Source organism: Streptomyces flavalbus, from assembly GCF_042674625.1.
In the GTDB taxonomy this organism is placed as follows: domain Bacteria; phylum Actinomycetota; class Actinomycetes; order Streptomycetales; family Streptomycetaceae; genus Streptomyces; species Streptomyces flavalbus.
On record NZ_JBHTEB010000001.1, the window covers coordinates 7,071,007 to 7,088,109 of the forward strand.

The following is a 17,103-nucleotide window of genomic DNA, read 5'->3' on the forward strand; positions in this document are numbered from 1 at the left end:
CCGTGAAGGGAAGACGACATGTCCGAGGTGACACGCAGACGGTTCCTCGCCGCCGGGGCGGCGGCTGGGGCGGGGATCGTGCCGGGTGGGTGGACGGCCACCGCCAGGGCGGGCGCGGCCACGCGGCCGGAGGTCCTGGCCGCCAACGACCTCGCCCTGTGGTACGACGAACCGGCTGGCACGGACTGGCTGCGGGCACTGCCGATCGGCAACGGACGCCTCGGAGCGATGGTGTTCGGCAACGTCGACACCGAACGGCTGCAGCTCAACGAGGACACCGTCTGGGCTGGCGGTCCGTACGACTCCGCCAACACCCGCGGCGCGGCCAACATCGCGGAGATCCGGCGGCGGGTCTTCGCGGACCAGTGGGGAGCGGCGCAGGATCTGATCAACCAGGCGATGCTGGGCAGCCCCGCCGGACAGCTCGCCTACCAACCGGTGGGGAACCTCCGCCTCGCCTTCGGCAGCGCCACCGGCGCGTCGGAGTACCACCGGACGCTCGACCTCACCACCGCCACGGCCCTCACGACCTACGTGCTGAACGGCGTGCGGTACCAGCGTGAGGTGTTCGCCAGCGCCCCCGACCAGGTGATCGTGGTCCGGCTGACCGCCGACCGGGCCAACTCCCTCAGCTTCACCGCCACCTTCGACAGTCCCCAGCGGACCACGGTCTCCAGCCCGGACGGGACCACGATCGCCCTCGACGGCATCTCCGGCACCATGGAGGGCATCGCCGGGCAGGTCCGGTTCCTCGCCCTGGCCCACGCCACCGTGACGGGCGGAACGGTCAGCAGCTCGGGCGGCACGCTGCGGGTCTCCGGCGCCACCAGCGTGACGGTGCTGGTGTCGATCGGCTCCAGCTACGTCGACTTCCGGAAGGTCGACGGCGACTACCAGGGCATCGCCCGCAGCCGCCTCAGCGCCGCCCGCGGCGTCGGCGTCGACGGACTGCGCGGCCGACACCTCGCCGACTACCAGGCGCTGTTCAACCGGGTGACGGTCGACCTGGGACGTACGGCGGCGGCCGACCAGCCGACCGACGTACGGATCGCGCAGCACGCGCAGGCGAACGACCCGCAGTTCTCCGCCCTGTTGTTCCAGTTCGGCCGGTACCTGCTCATCTCGTCCTCGCGGCCGGGCACCCAGCCAGCGAACCTGCAGGGCATCTGGAACGACCAGATGGCTCCGTCCTGGGACTCGAAGTTCACCCTCAACGCCAACCTGCCGATGAACTACTGGCCCGCCGACACGACGAACCTGTCCGAGTGCCTCCTGCCGGTCTTCGACATGATCGACGACCTGACCGTGACCGGCGCCCGGGTGGCCCAGGCGCAGTACGGCGCCGGTGGCTGGGTGACGCACCACAACACCGACGCCTGGCGGGGCGCCTCGGTCGTCGACGGGGCGCTGTGGGGGATGTGGCAGACCGGTGGCGCGTGGCTGGCCACCCTGGTCTGGGACCACTACCTGTTCACCGGTGACGTCGACTTCCTCCGCTCGAACTATCCGGCGCTGAAGGGCGCCGCCCAGTTCTTCCTCGACACCCTGGTCGCCCATCCGACGCTCGGACACCTGGTCACCAACCCGTCGAACTCTCCGGAACTCGCCCACCACGCGAACGTCAGCGTCTGCGCGGGGCCCACCATGGACAACCAGATCCTGCGGGACCTCTTCAACGGCGTCGCCCGCGCCAGCGAAGTCCTCGGCGTGGACGCCTCCTTCCGCACCCAGGCGCTGGCGGCCCGGGACCGGCTGGCGCCGACGCGGGTCGGCTCCCGGGGCAACATCCAGGAGTGGCTGGCCGACTGGGTGGAGACCGAGCGGACCCACCGGCACGTCTCCCACCTGTACGGTCTGCATCCGAGCAACCAGATCACCAAGCGCGGGACCCCCCAGTTGCACGAGGCGGCGCGGCGGACGCTGGAGCTGCGCGGTGACGACGGGACGGGATGGTCGCTCGCCTGGAAGATCAACTTCTGGGCGCGGCTGGAGGACGGCGACCGGGCCCACAAGCTGATCCGCGACCTGGTGCGGACGGACCGGCTCGCGCCCAACATGTTCGATCTCCACCCGCCCTTCCAGATCGACGGCAACTTCGGCGCCACCTCGGGCATCGCGGAGATGCTGTTGCAGAGCCACAACGGCGAACTGCACGTGCTGCCAGCGCTGCCCGCCGCCTGGCCCACCGGGCGGGTGAGCGGACTGCGCGGGCGCGGCGGACACACCGTCGGCGCCGAGTGGAGCAGCGGCCGGATCGAGTTGGTCGTCACCCCCGACCGAACGGGCGCCGTCCGCGTACGCAACCGCGTCTTCGCTGGCGACTTCACACTGCGGGACGAGACGAGCGGCGAGCCGGTCCAGCCGAAGCGGCTTGAGACCGACCTCATCGAGTTCACTTGCCAGGCTGGCCACACCTACCGCGCGTCCGCACTCAGGTCGGGCCCGGTGGAGGCTGGCGCGGCCTACCGGCTGGTGGCCCAGCACAGCGGCAAGGCCGCGGACATCAACGGCGCGTCCACGGCCGCCGGTGCCCGGCTGATCCAGTGGCAGATCACCGGCGGTCTCAACCAGCGGTTCGAGTTCCTGCCCTCTGACGCCGGGCACTACAAGATCCGGCTCGCGCACAGTGGTCTGTTCCTACAGGTCGCCGGTAACGGCACCGGCGCCGACATCACCCAGCAGCCGGACACCGACACCACCGGCCAGCAGTGGCGGCTGGTCGACCACGGCGGCGGCGTGGTCAGCCTGGTCAACCGACAGAGCGGCCTCGCCCTGGACGTATGGGAGGCCTCCACCGCCGACGGAGCCCGCATCTCCCAGTGGACGGTCACCGGCAACACCAACCAGCGCTTCCAACTCAACCGCGTCCAGCCATAGGGCACGTAAGCAGAGGCGCGGAGGCGGCCACAACACCCGCGACCGCCTCCCTCTCGTCCAACATGCTGCGCACGATGTCAAAGTCCAAGATCTAACATTTGGGTGTTTCTGCTGGCCAGAGGCTAGGCTGGCCAGGGGCCCCGTATTCGCCATGCCGCCGCTTCTCAACAGCGATACTGGATGCATGGACACGACGATCACCGCCGCCCGCGCCGAGGTGCTGCGGGACCGCTACCGCCGTCGGCTGCCCGAGCGCTTGCAGGAGCTGGCCGGTCCTGTCGAGGGCAACGTGGACCTGCCGCTCCACATCGTCTGGTCCGGGCGGACGAGCTACAGCCTGGACCGTCCGAAATCGCGTATGACGCTCTACCGCACCGTCCTCGCCGAAGGACTGCGCGAGGACCTGGTGGCCCTCCTGCACCACCGGCTGCTCACCGAACAGTGGACCGTGCTGCGGCGCTTGATCAGTCCCTACATCCGCGAGGTCTGGGAGGACGCCTTCCCCGAGCTGCTCCGCACCGCTCCGACCGACACGACCGCCGCGTGAAGCTCACTCCGCTCCACGCGCGTCTCCTCGCCGAGATTCTCGACCTCGGTTCCCCTTACCCCCTGGTCCTCACCGGCGGATACGCCGTGCAGGCCCACGGCCTGGTCGAACGCTTCAGCCGTGACCTCGACGTCGCCACCGAGAACCCCGCTCCCATGCAGGAGATCGTCGCCTCGCTCACCGCAGGTCTCAGCGCGCGCGGATGGCGGACCACGCACGTCCAGACCGACCCGCTCAGCGGCCGGTTCCTCGTCACCGATCCGGACACTGGCGAGGAGTGCGAGGTCGACGTCCTCAAGGAGGCGTTCTGGGCTCCGCCCGCCCAGACCCCCTACGGCCCAGTGCTCTCCCTCGACGACGTGATCGGCACCAAGGTCCGTGCCCTCGCCGACCGCGGCACCGTCCGCGACCTCATTGACGTCCAGGCTGCCTCCCGCCACCGCTCTACCGCCGACCTCGAATCCCTGGGCCGCCGTCGCGCCCATGACGAGTTCAGCCTCGAAGACCTCCGGGACCGGCTCATCGGCGCGGACTGGTACGAGGACGAGGACTACACCGCGTACGGGCTCACCTCCCGGCAGATCGAAGAACTCAAGGTGTGGGCGCTGGAGTGGGCGGAGGATCTGGGTGCGCGGATCCACGACGAGAACGCCTGAGGGCGGTCATCGCGTCCTAGACGCCGTGAGTTTTGGTGTGTTCGTCCAAGTCATGGATCACGAGAAGCCGAACGTACCTGTTGTCTCAGAGATGCGTCAGCGAGACGAGCACGCGCTGGGTTCCTCGGTCTGTCCCGGCAGCAGCCGCAGGGCGAAGACGGAGCCGTCGGCGTGGACGGAGACCGGACCGCCCCAGGTCTTGTCGAAGGTGAGGCGAGGGCGGACGTGGCGGCTCGCGTGGACGAGGACGCGGTACTCCTCGGTGTCGCCTCTGGCGAGAAGTCGGAAGACCTCCTCGTCCACGCCGGAGAACGCCTCGACGCGGGGGCCGTTCAGGCGGAAGACATGGTCGGTGCCGACGTACGCATTGCCGATGAGGGTGTGGGCGGCGTCCTGGATGCTCATGCTGGCCGCGTGTTCGAGGCCGGTGAAGCGTTTGCGGCCCTGCCGGTCGGTCAGGTGGCGGGCGGTGGCGTGGCCGGAGCCGGTGAAGGCCATGAGGCCCGCGGCCGTGGTGTGGGCCAGGGCCTCCTGGAACCAGGCGTAGTCCCTCGGCTGCACGTGGCAGCCCCGTACGGGCTCCGGTGCCACCAGGCCCTCGGCGGGCGGGTGGATGTCTGGCATCACGTTCGCCTGGAACGGTGGGGCGTTCAGGTTCGGCTCGCGGCCTTCCGCCGGGGACAGCCGACCACCACTGCCCGGTGCCTGGAGGGCGTGGACGGTCATCGTGCCGCCGTCCGTCGGGAGCTGCGTACTGAACAGCAGGCTGGGGGTCTCGTTCCACGCGCCGATGTGGACCGCTTCGGCGTGGGCCGAGGCGGAGGCCAGTTGCTCGGCGGAGGTGGCGGAGTCGCTGTGGTTGCCCTTACAGGCGAGGGGGATGGCCAGGGATGGCTCGCCTGGCCGCCAGACCTCGGCGAAGTACTGGGGACGATAGCGGTACTTCACCTTCTCGCCCTTGTCCCTGCTGGTGAGGGCCCAGCCCGCGCGTAACACCGTGTCGGCGGGAACGATCGTCACCGAATGGTCGGGGAAACGGTTGCGCAGCATGTGCTCGGTTAGCGTGAGCGCGAAGCCGATGCCGAGCTCGCCGGACTGCAGCGACTTGTAGTGGTCCGCGATGCGGTGGCCTTCGTCGGTGAGACCGAGGAAGGAGTCACGACCGCCGGCCAGGGCCTGGGTGTACTTGAGTGCGCCCCAGTGTTCCGCCAGCCCCCGGCCCGCACCACGCCACGACAGGGCAGTGGCCCGGGCGAGGGTGTGGAGCACGTCCCAGAGGGTCACTTCGAACTGCCGGGGCAGCTCCGTCTGTGCGATCGGGGCCAGGGCGGGCTTCCGGCGGAGCGGCTCGTCCTCGTTCTCCTCACGCTTCTCGTCGTCCGCCGTGATGGCGGCCTTCACCTTCCCGACGAGCGCGTCGTCGGAGTGGACGGAGATGTTCGAGGGCTGGGTCAGGTTCCGGAGCACTTCCTCGGTCGGCTTCAACAGCTCTCCTTCGCGGTGTGCGAGGCCGTTTCGTCATCGGCTGGACGCTACGGAAGGGAGGCGTGGCGCACGCAAGTACGCAGGGGCGCGTACCGTCGAGCGATTGCCTGTGCAGGCGTCGGTGACGGCGCGAAAGCCCAGACAGGAAGCCATCACGCGGCCGGAGCGATGTTCCTCACAAACATCGGACGGGGGTGTCGGTGTAAGGTCAAGACCGCCTTTGACCTGCACAAAGCAGGCAGGGAGCCGTCTTCCAGGAGTTCAACATGCTGCGCACCATGTTCAAGTCCAAGATCCACCGCGCCACCGTCACCCAGGCCGACCTGCACTACGTGGGATCGGTGACGATCGACGCTGATCTGCTCGACGCCGCGGACCTGCTGCCCGGGGAGTTGGTGCACATCGTCGACATCACCAACGGTGCCCGGCTGGAGACGTACGTCATCGAGGGGGAGCGGGGGTCCGGGGTCGTCGGGATCAACGGGGCCGCGGCGCACCTCGTGCATCCTGGGGACCTCGTGATCATCATCAGTTACGCTCAGGTGACCGACGCCGAGGCGCGGGAGCTGGAGCCGAGGGTGGTGCACGTGGACGCGGACAACCGCGTCGTGGCCCTCGGGGCCGACCCCTCCGCACCGGTGCCGGGTTCCGACCAGCAGCGCAGCCCGCAGGCCGTAGGGGGCTGACCGGCGAGGAGTGGGGTGCCCCATGAGCGACATCGAGATCCGCGACGACCGGGCCGCGGGCCGACTGGAGGCCGTCGGTGACGACGGTGCGGTGGTCGGCCGTATCGAGTACTTCGTTCTCGACGATCCGCGCCGCGCGCTTGTTCCGGTGCACACCATCGTTGAACCCGCCCACGAGGGCCAGGGCATCGCGGGCTCGCTGGCCCGTGAGCTGTACGCCGTCGCGGATCGGGAGGGCGTGGTCGTGGCCCCGCTGTGTCCGTACGTCGTCCGGTGGGCCGAGCGGCACCCGGACCTGGCACCGGCGGCCGACCCGGAACTGCTGCGGGCCGCGAAGGCGTGGCTCTCCGCGCATCCCGGCCGGTTCTGAGCGGGGACGGGACGCACCACGTGCTCGCTCTGCTGCACACCTCGCCCGTCCACGTGCCCGTCTTCGACGCCCTGCGCGACGCGCACCATCCGGGGCTTGAGCTGCGGCACCTCGTCGACGAGGGGCTGCTGGAGCGGGCCCGGGGCGACGGTGGGCCCGCGGCGGTCGCCGCCGACGTGCGGGCCCTGGTGGACCGGGCCGTCGCCGAGGGGGCGCGGGCCGTGCTGTGCACCTGCTCGACCATCGGCGGCGTCGCGGAGGTGGCGGGCGCCGGTGCGGGGGTGCCCGTGCTGCGCGTCGACCGGCCGATGGCCGCCGCCGCGGTGGCCGCGGGGCCCCGCCTCGTGGTGCTGGCGACGGTGGAGAGCACGCTCGGGCCCACCGTCGCCCTCGTCGAGGAGGAGGCTCGGCGCGCCGGTCGTGCCGTCGAGGTGCGGAGCGCGCTGGTGGCGGGTGCCTGGGAGCACTTCGCCGCGGGGGACGGTGAGGCGTACGTCCGTAGCGTCGCCGCCGCTGTCGACGCCGTCGGTGACGCGGACGCGATCGTCCTCGCGCAGGCTTCCATGGCTCCGGCCCAGCGGATGACCAGCACGGCGGTGCCGGTGCTGTGCAGTCCCCGGCCGGGGCTCGCGGCGGCGGCCGGGGCGGCGGCCCCGTCTCCAGGCGGGCCACAGGGCCGCCACCCGGGGGCCTGAGCTGACCCCCGCGGGTGACTGGGGGCGCGGGGCACGGGTAGGCGGGGGAGGAGTCCAGAGCCGACGTACGTTCGCCACTGGCCGGAGGACAGCATGACCGACCCGCACCACCCGGACCCCGTACCACCCGAGCCGCCGCCGGGCCCCGGGCCCCAGCACCCGGAACCCCACCCGGTACCGCCCCCCGAACCCCCACCGGGACCCACCCCGGGACCGGCCCCCACACCCCCGCCCCCGGGACCGGCCCCCACACCTCCGCCCCCCGGACCAGGACCGGGCCCGGAGCCCATGCCCCCGCCGGGTCCGCACCCCCCGCCCCCACCACCCCCGAACCCGACGCCCCCGCTGCCGGGCCCCCACCCCGTGCCGCAGCCCCCGCCCGGCCCCGGACCCGGCCCCAGTCCGCTGCCGGAGCCGGACCCGTCCCCCATTCCGCCGGGACCCGAGCCGGTGCCCAACCCGGAGCCGGGGCCGCCGCTCACCTGACGCGTCCCGCACACGCGAAGGGGCCCCGCACCCGCGGGGCCCCGGCACACGCGCGGGACGTCAGCCCGTGACCTCCGAGCGGTCGCCGCCCCACAGGGTGTGGAACGAGCCCTCCCGGTCGGTCCGCCGGTAGGTGTGCGCGCCGAAGAAGTCCCGCTGGCCCTGGGTGAGGGCGGCGGGCAGGCGCTCGGCGCGCAGCGCGTCGTAGTAGGCGAGAGCGGCCGAGAAGCCGGGCGTGGGGACGCCCTGCCGGGTCGCGGCGACGAGGACCTCGCGCCAGTCGTCCTGCGCCGCCGCGATCTCCTGCGCGAAGGTCTCGTCCGACAGCAGGCTCGGCAGGTCGGCGCGGGCGTCGTACGCGGCGCGGATGCGGTCGAGGAAGGCCGCGCGGATGATGCAGCCACCGCGCCAGATCGCCGCGACGGCGCCCAGGTCGATGTCCCAGCCGTACTCCTCACTGCCCGCGGCGATCTCGTGGAAGCCCTGCGTGTAGGAGACGATCTTGGAGGCGTACAGCGCCTGCTCCACCCGGTCCGCGAACGCCGCCGCCTCCGCCTCACCGAGCGGCGTCGCCTTCGGGCCCGCAAGCCCGCGCGAGGCCTCCCGCAGCGCCGCGTGGCCCGACAGGGAGCGGGCGAAGACCGCCTCCGCGATGCCCGACACCGGCACGCCCAGGTCCAGCGCGATCTGCACGGTCCAGCGGCCGGTGCCCTTCTGCTCGGCCTGGTCCACCACCACGTCCACGAACGGCTCGCCCGTCGCCGCGTCCACGTGGGACAGCACCTCGGCGGTGATCTCGATCAGGTAGGAGTCGAGGCGGCCCGTGTTCCAGGTGCGGAAGATCTCCGCGATCTGCGCGGGCGAGTAACCCGCCACGTCGCGCAGCAACTGGTACGCCTCACCGATCAGCTGCATGTCGGCGTACTCGATGCCGTTGTGCACCATCTTCACGAAGTGCCCGGCGCCGTCGGGGCCGACGTGGGTGACGCACGGCGCCCCGTCCGCCGCCTTCGCGGAGATCTTCTCCAGCATCGGGCCCAGGGAGTCGTACGACTCCTTCGAGCCGCCCGGCATGATGCTCGGGCCGTGCAGCGCGCCCTCCTCGCCGCCGGAGATGCCGGTGCCGACGAAGTGGATGCCGCGCTCGCGCAGTTCCCGCTCCCGGCGCCGGGTGTCCGCGAAGTGCGCGTTGCCACCGTCGATGATCATGTCGCCGGGTTCCAGGAGCGGCGCGAACTCCTGGATCACCGCGTCGGTCGGGTCACCTGCCTTGACCATGATCACCAGTCGGCGCGGGCGCTCCAGCGCGTCCACGAACTCCTTGGCCGTCTCCGCCGCGATGAACTCGCCCTCGCCGCCGAACTCCTCCACCAGCGCGTGCGTGCGCGCCGCCGTCCGGTTGTGCACCGCGACCGGGTAGCCGTTGCGGGCGAAGTTGCGGGCGAGATTGCGGCCCATGACCGCGAGACCCGTGACACCGATCTGGGCTTTGCTGCTCATACCGCCAACTCCCTAAGGGATCCGTTCGTACCGGGCGTGCTGCGTGTGCCGCCAGTCTGCCCTCCCGGCCATCCTGACGTGCCGGTACCCCGGCCGCATGTCCGGGGCCCACGGGCACCAGTACGCACACCGCCCACGCCCGGCTCACCCGCCCTGCCCGCCGATCCGGCCAAACGGCGTCCGTAACCGGCCACTTGGTGTGCCGGCGGCCGAATTCCCGTCTTGTCACCGGCTGTTGAACGCACATACTTTTAGGCCCCTCTGACGCATGTCGAAGGGGCTCCTCATGGCCGTACGCGGTCGGCACCGCCGGTACCAGCCGAACAGGATCAACCGTGCCTCACTCACCGTCACGGTCGGCGGCGCCGGGATAGCCATCCCCTTCGTCGGCACCGGCGGCGCCCAGGCCGCCGACGTCGGGACCTGGGACAAGGTCGCCGCCTGCGAGTCCAGCAGCGACTGGGACATCAACACCGGCAACGGCTACTACGGCGGCCTCCAGTTCACCCAGTCCACCTGGGAGGCGTACGGCGGCAGCCGGTACGCCGCGCGCGCCGACCTCGCAACCAAGGACCAGCAGATCGCCGTGGCCGAGAAGGTCCTCGACGGGCAGGGACCCGGCGCCTGGCCGACCTGCTCGACGCGGGCCGGGCTCACCCGCGGCGGCGCGAGCCCCGAGGTCAGCCCCGCCACGACGCCCACGGCCAGGAAGTCCGGCCAGGCGAGGACCTCCGTGCAGGACGTCCAGCCGCAGACCACCCCGCAGTCCCGGGCCGGGAAGGCCGAGATGTACACGGTGGTCCGTGGCGACACCCTCTCCGGCATCGCCGACACCGAGCGCGTCCGGGGCGGCTGGCAGCGCCTGTACGCCGCCAACCGCGCGACCATAGGAGCCGACCCCGACCTGATCCTGCCGGGCCAGCGGCTCAGCCTGCACGGCGAGGCCAAGAGACACGAGAGCGCCAGGCAGGAGAGAAGCACCAAGCAAGCCAAACCGGAGACCAAGCAGGAATCCGGGCAGGAATCCAAGCAGGAGAAGAGTCCCAGGCAGGAGAAGAGTCCCAAGCGGGAGAAGAAGGCCGCCCCCCGCAAGGAGTCCCGCTCCGAGCCCAAGACCACCTCGCGCTCCGACGAGCGCGCGTCCCAGTCGCTGGTCGCCCCGGTGAGCGCCGCCCTGGGCACCCCGTACCACGCGTCCGGCTCGTCCTGGTCGAAGGGCTACCACACCGGCGTCGACTTCCCCGTCCCCACCGGCACCTCCGTGAGGTCCGTCGGGGCCGGTCAGGTGGTCAGCGCGGGCTGGGGCGGTTCCTTCGGCTACCAGGTCGTGATCAAGCACGGCGACGGCCGCTACACGCAGTACGCCCACCTGTCGGCGATCTCCGTCAAGACGGGCCAGCACGTCGGCACCGGGCAGCGCATCGGCCGCTCGGGGTCCACCGGCAACAGCACGGGCCCGCATCTGCACTTCGAGGTGCGGACGGGGCCCGGCTTCGGTACGGACGTCGACCCGGTCGCCTATCTGCGCGCCGGGGGCGTCAGGATTTGACCCTCGCCCGGTGCCGGTCCAGGACCAGCACCGGGACGAACGCGGCTCCGTAGCCGGAGGGGTAGTACAGCACCGGCCGGACAGCCGACCTCGCCCCCGCGTCGGAGCTGGCGGGTGCCCGGTTCTCGCGGGCGGCCTCGGAGACCGGCCGCGGTACGAACACCTCGGCGCGCAGCTCGGGAACCAGTTCGTCCACCGGGCCGGGGTCGTCCACCTCCACGTCAGCCTGCCGCTGCTCCTCGGCCCGCTGCCCCTCGGCGCCCGGTTCCTCTGACACCGCCTCCGGGTCCTGGTTCTGGATGCGCTGCGCCGTCAGCAGGATCAGCCCGCCCGCGGCGACCACACCGCAGCTCAGCGCGAGCACGGTGCCCGTGGTGCCGTACCGGAAGCTCTCACCGAACATCGTGATGCCGACCGCGGCGGCCACCACCGGGTTCACCACCGTCAGCGTGGCCAGCGGGGCGGCGAGACCGGCGCCCCGGTAGGCGGCCTGCGACAGCAGCAGTCCGGCGGTGGCCAGCACCGCGATCGCGGCGAGCGGGGGGAGGTCCGCCGCCGTGACGCCGCCGGTCCAGTCGACCGCGACGGTCTTGGTGAACACCGAGGACATGCCGAAGGCGATGCCGGACCCGGTGGCGAGCAGCATCGCGCGCACGGCGGGGTGCCGGTGCGCGGCGCGGCCCGCGACCATCAGCGTCACCACGACACCGCCGGTCACGAGGAACGCCGCGATCTCTTCGGTGGCCCCGAGGGACTGGTTGTCGGAGGCGCCGACCAGGGAGAGCAGCCCCGCCAGACCCACGGTCGCCATGATCGCGCCCCGCCAGGCGGTCGCCCCGGCCCTGCGGCCGACGAACAGGGCCGCCATCGGCAGCGCGAACACGATGGTCAGCGCGCCGAGCGGCTGCACCAGGCTGAGCGGGCCGTAGGCGAGCGCCGCGACGTGCAGCAGACCGCCGAGGCCGTTGAGCGCGACCGCCACCCACCAGCTGGGGCGGCGCAGCGGGGCGTACTGCTGGGTGCGGGGCGAGGTCTCCGCGACACGCTCCTGCACGATGGCTCCGCCCGCGTACGCGATCGCGGACACGAGCGACAGCAGCACGGACAACGCGAGGGCGCTCATCGGCTGCTCCTCTGCGTGAGGCGGGTGCGCTTCACCCGGCGCGGCGAACGGTCGGCTTCCATAGCCAACACCATGCCTCCTCAAACTGTTCCCGTCGTCGTCCCTAGGCAGGCATTGGGTCCTACTGCCGATGGAGTACGCCCCCACCCCTGTCATCCCCAGGTCGGGTGACAGCGGCCCCCGACCCCCCTGACCTGCGCCCCTAGGGGGCCTGGTAGTACTGCTCCGCGTGGACCCCGAAGCGGAACTCGACCCCCGGCCAGACCCCCTGCTCGGCGCGCTGGCGGCGCTTGGCGGGTTCTTTGTGCTGAGGACGGCCGTTGACCTGGCGTGCGAGCCGCCCGCCGGGCTGCCGACGCTGGCCGACGTCTACGACGGGACTGTGTCGCGGGGGCGGGGCGACTGCGTCACCTTCCGGGTGCGGAAGGTGGCCCGCTCCCTGGGCACCCGGGAGACGCGGACCGCGGCCTCCGTGGCGCACCTCGGCCTTGCCGCCCGCCTCTGGTCGGTGGCGCTGGGCTGCGCCGCGGTGTACGGGCGCGTCCCCGACCTCGACCCCGGGCGGCTGCGCTGGGACCCCGACGCGAGCGCCCCCGACGACCTGTGGCTGGCCGGGGTGCGCCCGCTGCCCGGCGACGCGGAGACCGTCGCGGCGGTCGTGCTGGACGCCCACCTGGCACCCCTCGCCGCGCTGCTGCGCGACCGGTACCGGCTGGCGTCCGGGCTGCTGTGGGGCAACGCGGCCTCCGCGCTGACGGGCGCCGCCCGCGAGCTGGACCGCTGGGCGCACGCGCACGGCCGCCCCGACGTCGCCGCCCGCGCCGGAGCCCTCACCCGCCGCCTCCTCGCCCACCCCCCGCTCACCGGGACCGGCACCCTCACCGGCACCGCCTTCCGGCGCCGTAGCTGCTGCCTGTACTACCGGGCGCCCGGCGGCGGCCTGTGCGGCGACTGCTGCCTCACCCGAGCCCCGAGCCCCAAGCCCCGAGCTCCGGGAACCCGGTGAACCCCGGACCCCAGGAACCCCCGAACCCCCTGAGCCCCCTGCGGTCTTCCGCCCGTACCCCCTCATGGGCGACCATATGGGCACCAGCCGCCGAGCCAGGGAGTCGCGGGTGCGAGTGGGACTGCTGACCCGGGAGTACCCGCCGGACGTGTACGGCGGCGCGGGCGTGCACGTGGAGTTCCTCGCCCGGGAGTTGACCTCCCTGGTGGACCTCGACGTGCACTGCTGGGGCGAGGGCCGCGCCCCGGGCGTCGTACGCCACCGGCCCTGGCCCGCCCTCGACGAGGCCAACGACGCGCTGCGCACCTTCTCCGTGGACCTGTCGATGGCCGCCGCGCTGGAGGGCCGCGAGCTGGTCCACTCCCACACCTGGTACGCCAACCTCGCGGGCCACGTCGCCAAGCTGCTGTACGGCGTGCCGCACGTGATGACCGCGCACTCCCTGGAGCCGCTGCGGCCGTGGAAGGCCGAGCAGCTCGGCGGCGGCTACGCGCTGTCCAGTTGGGCGGAACGCACCGCGATCGAGGCCGCCGACGCGGTGATCGCCGTGTCCGGCGCCATGCGCGAGGACATCCTCGCCTGCTACCCGGCCCTGGACCCGGCCCGCGTGCACGTCGTGCACAACGGCATCGACACCGCCCTCTACCGGCCCGACCCCGGCACCGACACCCTGGAGCGCCTCGGGATCGACCCGGGCCGCCCCTACGTGCTGTTCGTCGGCCGCATCACCCGCCAGAAGGGCGTTCCGCACCTGCTGCGCGCCGTGCGGCACATCGACCCGGCCGCGCAGGTGGTGCTGTGCGCGGGCGCCCCCGACACCCCGGAGATCGAGCGGGAGTTCCAGGAGCTGTACGCGGAGCTGAGCGCCGTACGCGACGGTGTGCACTGGATCCCGCGGATGCTGCCGCGCCCGGAGGTGATCCAACTCCTCACCCACGCCGACGTGTTCGTCTGCCCCTCGGTGTACGAGCCGCTCGGCATCGTCAACCTGGAGGCGATGGCGTGCGGGACGCCCGTGGTGGCGTCCCGGGTCGGGGGCATCCCGGAGGTGGTCGAGGACGGCGAGACGGGCCTGCTGGTCCTCGTGGACGACGACTTCGAGGCGGGCCTCGCCCGCGCGCTGGACACCGTACTCGCCGACCCGGTGGCGGCCTCGCAGATGGGTCAGGCGGGACTGGAGCGGGCGGTGCGGGAGTTCGGCTGGGACACGGTGGCGCGGCGCACGGTGCGGCTGTACGAGGAGGTCCTGAAGTAACCAGGCCCGCCCCGGCGCGTTCGAACAGGCTTACTCACTCACCCCACGGGGCACTCATCGGTCAACCAGGGTGAGGGAGGGGCGGCCATGCGTCGTGGAGGACCTTCGGTACTCGGGATCGTGCTGGCGGGCGGGGAGGGCAAGCGGCTGATGCCGCTCACCGCGGACCGCGCGAAACCAGCGGTGACCTTCGGCGGCACCTACCGCCTCGTCGACTTCGTGCTCTCCAACCTCGTCAACGGCGACATCCTGCGCATCTGCGTGCTGACGCAGTACAAGTCGCACTCGCTCGACCGGCACATCACCACCACCTGGCGGATGTCGAGCCTGCTCGGCAACTACGTCACGCCCGTCCCGGCGCAGCAGCGGCTCGGCCCGCGCTGGTACCTCGGCAGCGCGGACGCCATCCTGCAGTCGCTGAACCTGGTCTACGACGAACGGCCGGAGTACGTCGCCGTGTTCGGCGCCGACCACGTGTACCGCATGGACCCGCGCCAGATGCTCGCCCAGCACATCGAGTCCGGCGCGGGGGTGACGGTGGCGGGGATCAGGGTGCCGCGCTCGGAGTCGTCGTCGTTCGGGGTGATCACGCCCGGCTCCGACGGGCTGACGGTCGAGCGGTTCCTGGAGAAGCCCGCCGACCCGCCCGGACTGCCGGACAGCCCCGACTGCGTCTTCGCCTCGATGGGCAACTACGTCTTCACCACCAAGGCCCTGATCGAGGCCCTCCAGCGGGACGCCGAGGACCCGGAGTCGGTGCACGACATGGGCGGTTCGATCCTGCCCCAGCTCACCGCGCGCGGCGAGGCCCAGCTCTACGACTTCAGCGAGAACCACGTCCCCGGCGAGACCAGCCGCGACCAGGGCTACTGGCGGGACGTGGGCACGCTGGACGCGTACTACGACGCCCACATGGACCTGATAGCCGAGCGTCCCGCCTTCAACCTCTACAACCGGAGCTGGCCGATCTACACCCACTCGAACCAGCTCTCCCCGGCCCGGTTCAACGCGGGCGGCATCGCCAGCGAGTCGATCATCAGCGCGGGGTGCCTGATCCGCGGGCAGGTGACCCGGTCGGTGCTGTCGCCGGGGGTGGTGGTCGACCCGGGTGCGGTGGTGCAGGGCTCGGTGCTGCACGACAACGTGCACATCGGGCGGGGCGCGGTGGTGCGGGGGGCGGTGCTGGACAAGAACGTGGAGGTGCCGCCCGGCGCGACGATCGGCGTCAACCCGGAGCGGGACGCCGAGCTGTACACCGTCTCCCAGGGCGGGGTGATCGCGCTGGGGAAGGGCCAGCGGGTCCCGTAGCACCCCCGCCCGGGGGCCTTCCCCGGCACCATACGGCGGTAGTCACAGCGCGCCCATACGTCACATGATGTTAACTGTGCGTAGCTTGATCGTACTTGACCGTAATCGCCCGATCGCGATTAACTGCTGACTCACCGTCGTCGTCGCGAGGCAAGCCATTGACTTCCGACCCGCTCGCACCCCTCGACCTGGCGTTCTGGAGCATCGACTCCGAGCGGCACCCCATGCACCTGGGCGCGCTCGGCGTCTTCACGGCGCGCTCGCCCACCGCGGGCGCCCACGCCGCCGACCTGCTCGCCGCCCGCGCCGCCGCCGTCCCCGGCCTGCGGATGCGCATCCGCGACAGTTGGCGACCGCTCGCCTTCGGCGGCGCGGCCCGCGAGCCCGACCCCGGCTTCGACCCCCTCGACCACGTCCGGCTGCACGCCCCCACCGGCGACTTCCAGCAGGCCGCGGGCCGCCTCATGCAGCGCCCGCTCGGGCGCGGACGGCCCCCGTGGGAGGCGCACGTGCTGCCCGGCGCGGACGGCACGTCGTTCGCCGTGCTGTTCAAGTTCCACCACGCCCTCGCCGACGGACTGCGCGCCCTGGCGCTGGCCGCCGCCGTCCTCGACCCCACCGACCTGCCGACCCGCCGCCCCCGGCCCCCCGAACCCGCCCGCGGCCCGCTGCCCGACGTGCGCAGGCTCCCCGGGATGCTGCGCGGCGCCCTCGCCGACGTGGGCCGCGCCCTGGACATCGGCGCCTCCGTCGCCGTCTCCACCCTCGGCATGAAGACCACCCCCGCGCTCACCTCCGAGCCCAGTGGCAGCCGCCGTACCGCCGGGGTGGTCGTCGACCTCGACGACGTCCACCGCATCCGCAAGGCGGAGGGCGGCACCGTCAACGACGTCGTGATCGCCGTCGTCGCGGGCGCCCTGCGCCGCTGGCTGGACGCGCGCGGCGACGGCAGCGACGGCGTCGCGCCGCGCGCCCTGATCCCCGTCTCCAAGCGCCGCCCGCGCACCGCCCACCCGCAGGGCAACCGGCTCTCCGGGTACCTGATACGGCTTCCCGTCGGGGAGAGCGACCCGCTCGCCCGGCTCGCCGCCGTGCGCACCGCCATGGACCGCAACAAGGACGCGGGCCCCGGCCGCGGCGCGGGCGCCGTCGCCCTGCTCGCCGACCACGTGCCCGCCCTCGGCCACCGGCTCGGCGGACCGCTGGTCGCGCAGGCCGCCCGGCTCTGGTTCGACATCCTCGTCACCAGCGTGCCGCTGCCCAGCCTCGGGCTGAGGCTCGGCGGTCACGGCCTCACCGCCGTCTACCCGTACGCGCCGCTCGCCCGCGGCCAGTCCCTGGCGGTCGCCGTCTCGACGTACCGCGGCCGGGTGCACTACGGGCTCGTCGCGGACGCCGAGGCCGTGCCCGACCTCGACCTGCTGGCCCGCGCGGTCACCGAGGAGGTGGCGGCGCTCACCGCCGTCTGCGACCCATGATCGTCACGGGTTTGGCGCCAGGGCCCGCCGCTCCGTAAAATCCCCTGTTCGAATGCGGCGCGACCAGCGCGCCACGACGGCA

Annotated in this window: 14 protein-coding genes; 11 read left to right on the forward strand and 3 right to left on the reverse strand. The window is 72.4% G+C overall.

Features of this window, described 5'->3' with window-relative positions:
- Positions 1–18 precede the first annotated feature (18 nt).
- From ACFQZ6_RS31520 to ACFQZ6_RS31530, 3 genes are all read left to right on the forward strand, one after another.
- Positions 19–2,877 (forward strand): glycosyl hydrolase family 95 catalytic domain-containing protein, encoded by a 2,859-nt coding sequence (locus ACFQZ6_RS31520; RefSeq protein ID WP_381616014.1) that lies wholly within the window; start codon positions 19–21, stop codon positions 2,875–2,877.
- Between the two features lie 184 nt (positions 2,878–3,061).
- Positions 3,062–3,424, forward strand: coding sequence for a hypothetical protein (locus tag ACFQZ6_RS31525; protein WP_381616017.1), 363 nt, complete (start codon positions 3,062–3,064; stop codon positions 3,422–3,424).
- Positions 3,421–4,080, forward strand: coding sequence for a nucleotidyl transferase AbiEii/AbiGii toxin family protein (locus tag ACFQZ6_RS31530; protein ID WP_381616020.1), 660 nt, complete (start codon positions 3,421–3,423; stop codon positions 4,078–4,080). The genes ACFQZ6_RS31525 and ACFQZ6_RS31530 overlap by 4 nt, the downstream gene beginning before the upstream one ends.
- A gap of 96 nt (positions 4,081–4,176) precedes the next feature.
- Here ACFQZ6_RS31530 and ACFQZ6_RS31535 read toward each other — a convergent pair whose 3' ends face one another.
- Positions 4,177–5,565, reverse strand: a complete 1,389-nt coding sequence (locus ACFQZ6_RS31535) for a hypothetical protein (protein WP_381616023.1) — start codon at positions 5,563–5,565, stop codon at positions 4,177–4,179.
- 266 nt (positions 5,566–5,831) lie between these two features.
- Here ACFQZ6_RS31535 and panD point away from each other — a divergent pair, with 266 nt between their 5' ends.
- The 3 genes from panD to ACFQZ6_RS31550 are packed head-to-tail and all read left to right on the forward strand — an operon-like array spanning position 5,832 to position 7,316.
- Positions 5,832–6,251 (forward strand): aspartate 1-decarboxylase, encoded by a 420-nt coding sequence (panD, locus tag ACFQZ6_RS31540; RefSeq protein WP_381616026.1) that lies wholly within the window; start codon positions 5,832–5,834, stop codon positions 6,249–6,251.
- Between the two features lie 22 nt (positions 6,252–6,273).
- The gene (locus tag ACFQZ6_RS31545) at positions 6,274–6,621 is read left to right on the forward strand and encodes a GNAT family N-acetyltransferase (RefSeq protein ID WP_381616029.1); all 348 of its coding nucleotides are present in this window, start codon (positions 6,274–6,276) and stop codon (positions 6,619–6,621) included.
- A gap of 20 nt (positions 6,622–6,641) precedes the next feature.
- The gene (locus tag ACFQZ6_RS31550) at positions 6,642–7,316 is read left to right on the forward strand and encodes an aspartate/glutamate racemase family protein (protein WP_381616032.1); all 675 of its coding nucleotides are present in this window, start codon (positions 6,642–6,644) and stop codon (positions 7,314–7,316) included.
- A 546-nt stretch (positions 7,317–7,862) separates the two neighbouring features.
- Here ACFQZ6_RS31550 and gndA read toward each other — a convergent pair.
- Positions 7,863–9,302: an NADP-dependent phosphogluconate dehydrogenase gene (gene gndA / locus ACFQZ6_RS31555; RefSeq protein ID WP_381616035.1), complete on the reverse strand. Its 1,440-nt coding sequence runs from the start codon at positions 9,300–9,302 to the stop codon at positions 7,863–7,865.
- A 286-nt stretch (positions 9,303–9,588) separates the two neighbouring features.
- Here gndA and ACFQZ6_RS31560 point away from each other — a divergent pair, with 286 nt between their 5' ends.
- On the forward strand, positions 9,589–10,851 hold the full coding sequence (locus tag ACFQZ6_RS31560; protein WP_381616037.1) for a transglycosylase family protein: 1,263 nt from the start codon (positions 9,589–9,591) through the stop codon (positions 10,849–10,851).
- Here the strand turns inward: ACFQZ6_RS31560 and ACFQZ6_RS31565 are convergent.
- Positions 10,841–11,974: a DMT family transporter gene (locus tag ACFQZ6_RS31565; RefSeq protein ID WP_381616040.1), complete on the reverse strand. Its 1,134-nt coding sequence runs from the start codon at positions 11,972–11,974 to the stop codon at positions 10,841–10,843. The two genes, ACFQZ6_RS31560 and ACFQZ6_RS31565, sit on opposite strands and share 11 nt — an antisense overlap.
- Before the next feature lie 229 nt (positions 11,975–12,203).
- Between ACFQZ6_RS31565 and ACFQZ6_RS31570 the strand changes: the two genes are divergently transcribed.
- From ACFQZ6_RS31570 to ACFQZ6_RS31585, 4 genes are all read left to right on the forward strand, one after another.
- Positions 12,204–12,980, forward strand: coding sequence for a (2Fe-2S)-binding protein (locus tag ACFQZ6_RS31570; protein ID WP_381616043.1), 777 nt, complete (start codon positions 12,204–12,206; stop codon positions 12,978–12,980).
- Between the two features lie 109 nt (positions 12,981–13,089).
- Complete coding sequence (gene glgA / locus ACFQZ6_RS31575; RefSeq protein ID WP_381616046.1) at positions 13,090–14,235, forward strand: glycogen synthase; 1,146 nt, start codon at positions 13,090–13,092, stop codon at positions 14,233–14,235.
- 87 nt (positions 14,236–14,322) lie between these two features.
- Positions 14,323–15,543, forward strand: a complete 1,221-nt coding sequence (gene glgC / locus ACFQZ6_RS31580; protein WP_381616049.1) for a glucose-1-phosphate adenylyltransferase — start codon at positions 14,323–14,325, stop codon at positions 15,541–15,543.
- A gap of 158 nt (positions 15,544–15,701) precedes the next feature.
- Positions 15,702–17,021 (forward strand): wax ester/triacylglycerol synthase family O-acyltransferase, encoded by a 1,320-nt coding sequence (locus tag ACFQZ6_RS31585; protein WP_381616052.1) that lies wholly within the window; start codon positions 15,702–15,704, stop codon positions 17,019–17,021.
- The last annotated feature ends 82 nt before the right edge of the window (positions 17,022–17,103 follow it).

What these genes read in the sequence shown, in the direction of transcription:
- ACFQZ6_RS31520 (WP_381616014.1), top strand. Translation starts at nt 19, where the DNA reads ATGTCCGAGGTGACACGCAGACGGTTCCTCGCCGCCGGGGCGGCGGCT.
- ACFQZ6_RS31525 (WP_381616017.1), top strand. Translation starts at nt 3,062, where the DNA reads ATGGACACGACGATCACCGCCGCCCGCGCCGAGGTGCTGCGGGACCGC.
- panD (WP_381616026.1), top strand. Translation starts at nt 5,832, where the DNA reads ATGCTGCGCACCATGTTCAAGTCCAAGATCCACCGCGCCACCGTCACC.
- ACFQZ6_RS31545 (WP_381616029.1), top strand. Translation starts at nt 6,274, where the DNA reads ATGAGCGACATCGAGATCCGCGACGACCGGGCCGCGGGCCGACTGGAG.
- gndA (WP_381616035.1), bottom strand. Translation starts at nt 9,302, where the DNA reads ATGAGCAGCAAAGCCCAGATCGGTGTCACGGGTCTCGCGGTCATGGGC.
- ACFQZ6_RS31560 (WP_381616037.1), top strand. Translation starts at nt 9,589, where the DNA reads ATGGCCGTACGCGGTCGGCACCGCCGGTACCAGCCGAACAGGATCAAC.
- ACFQZ6_RS31565 (WP_381616040.1), bottom strand. Translation starts at nt 11,974, where the DNA reads ATGAGCGCCCTCGCGTTGTCCGTGCTGCTGTCGCTCGTGTCCGCGATC.
- glgC (WP_381616049.1), top strand. Translation starts at nt 14,323, where the DNA reads ATGCGTCGTGGAGGACCTTCGGTACTCGGGATCGTGCTGGCGGGCGGG.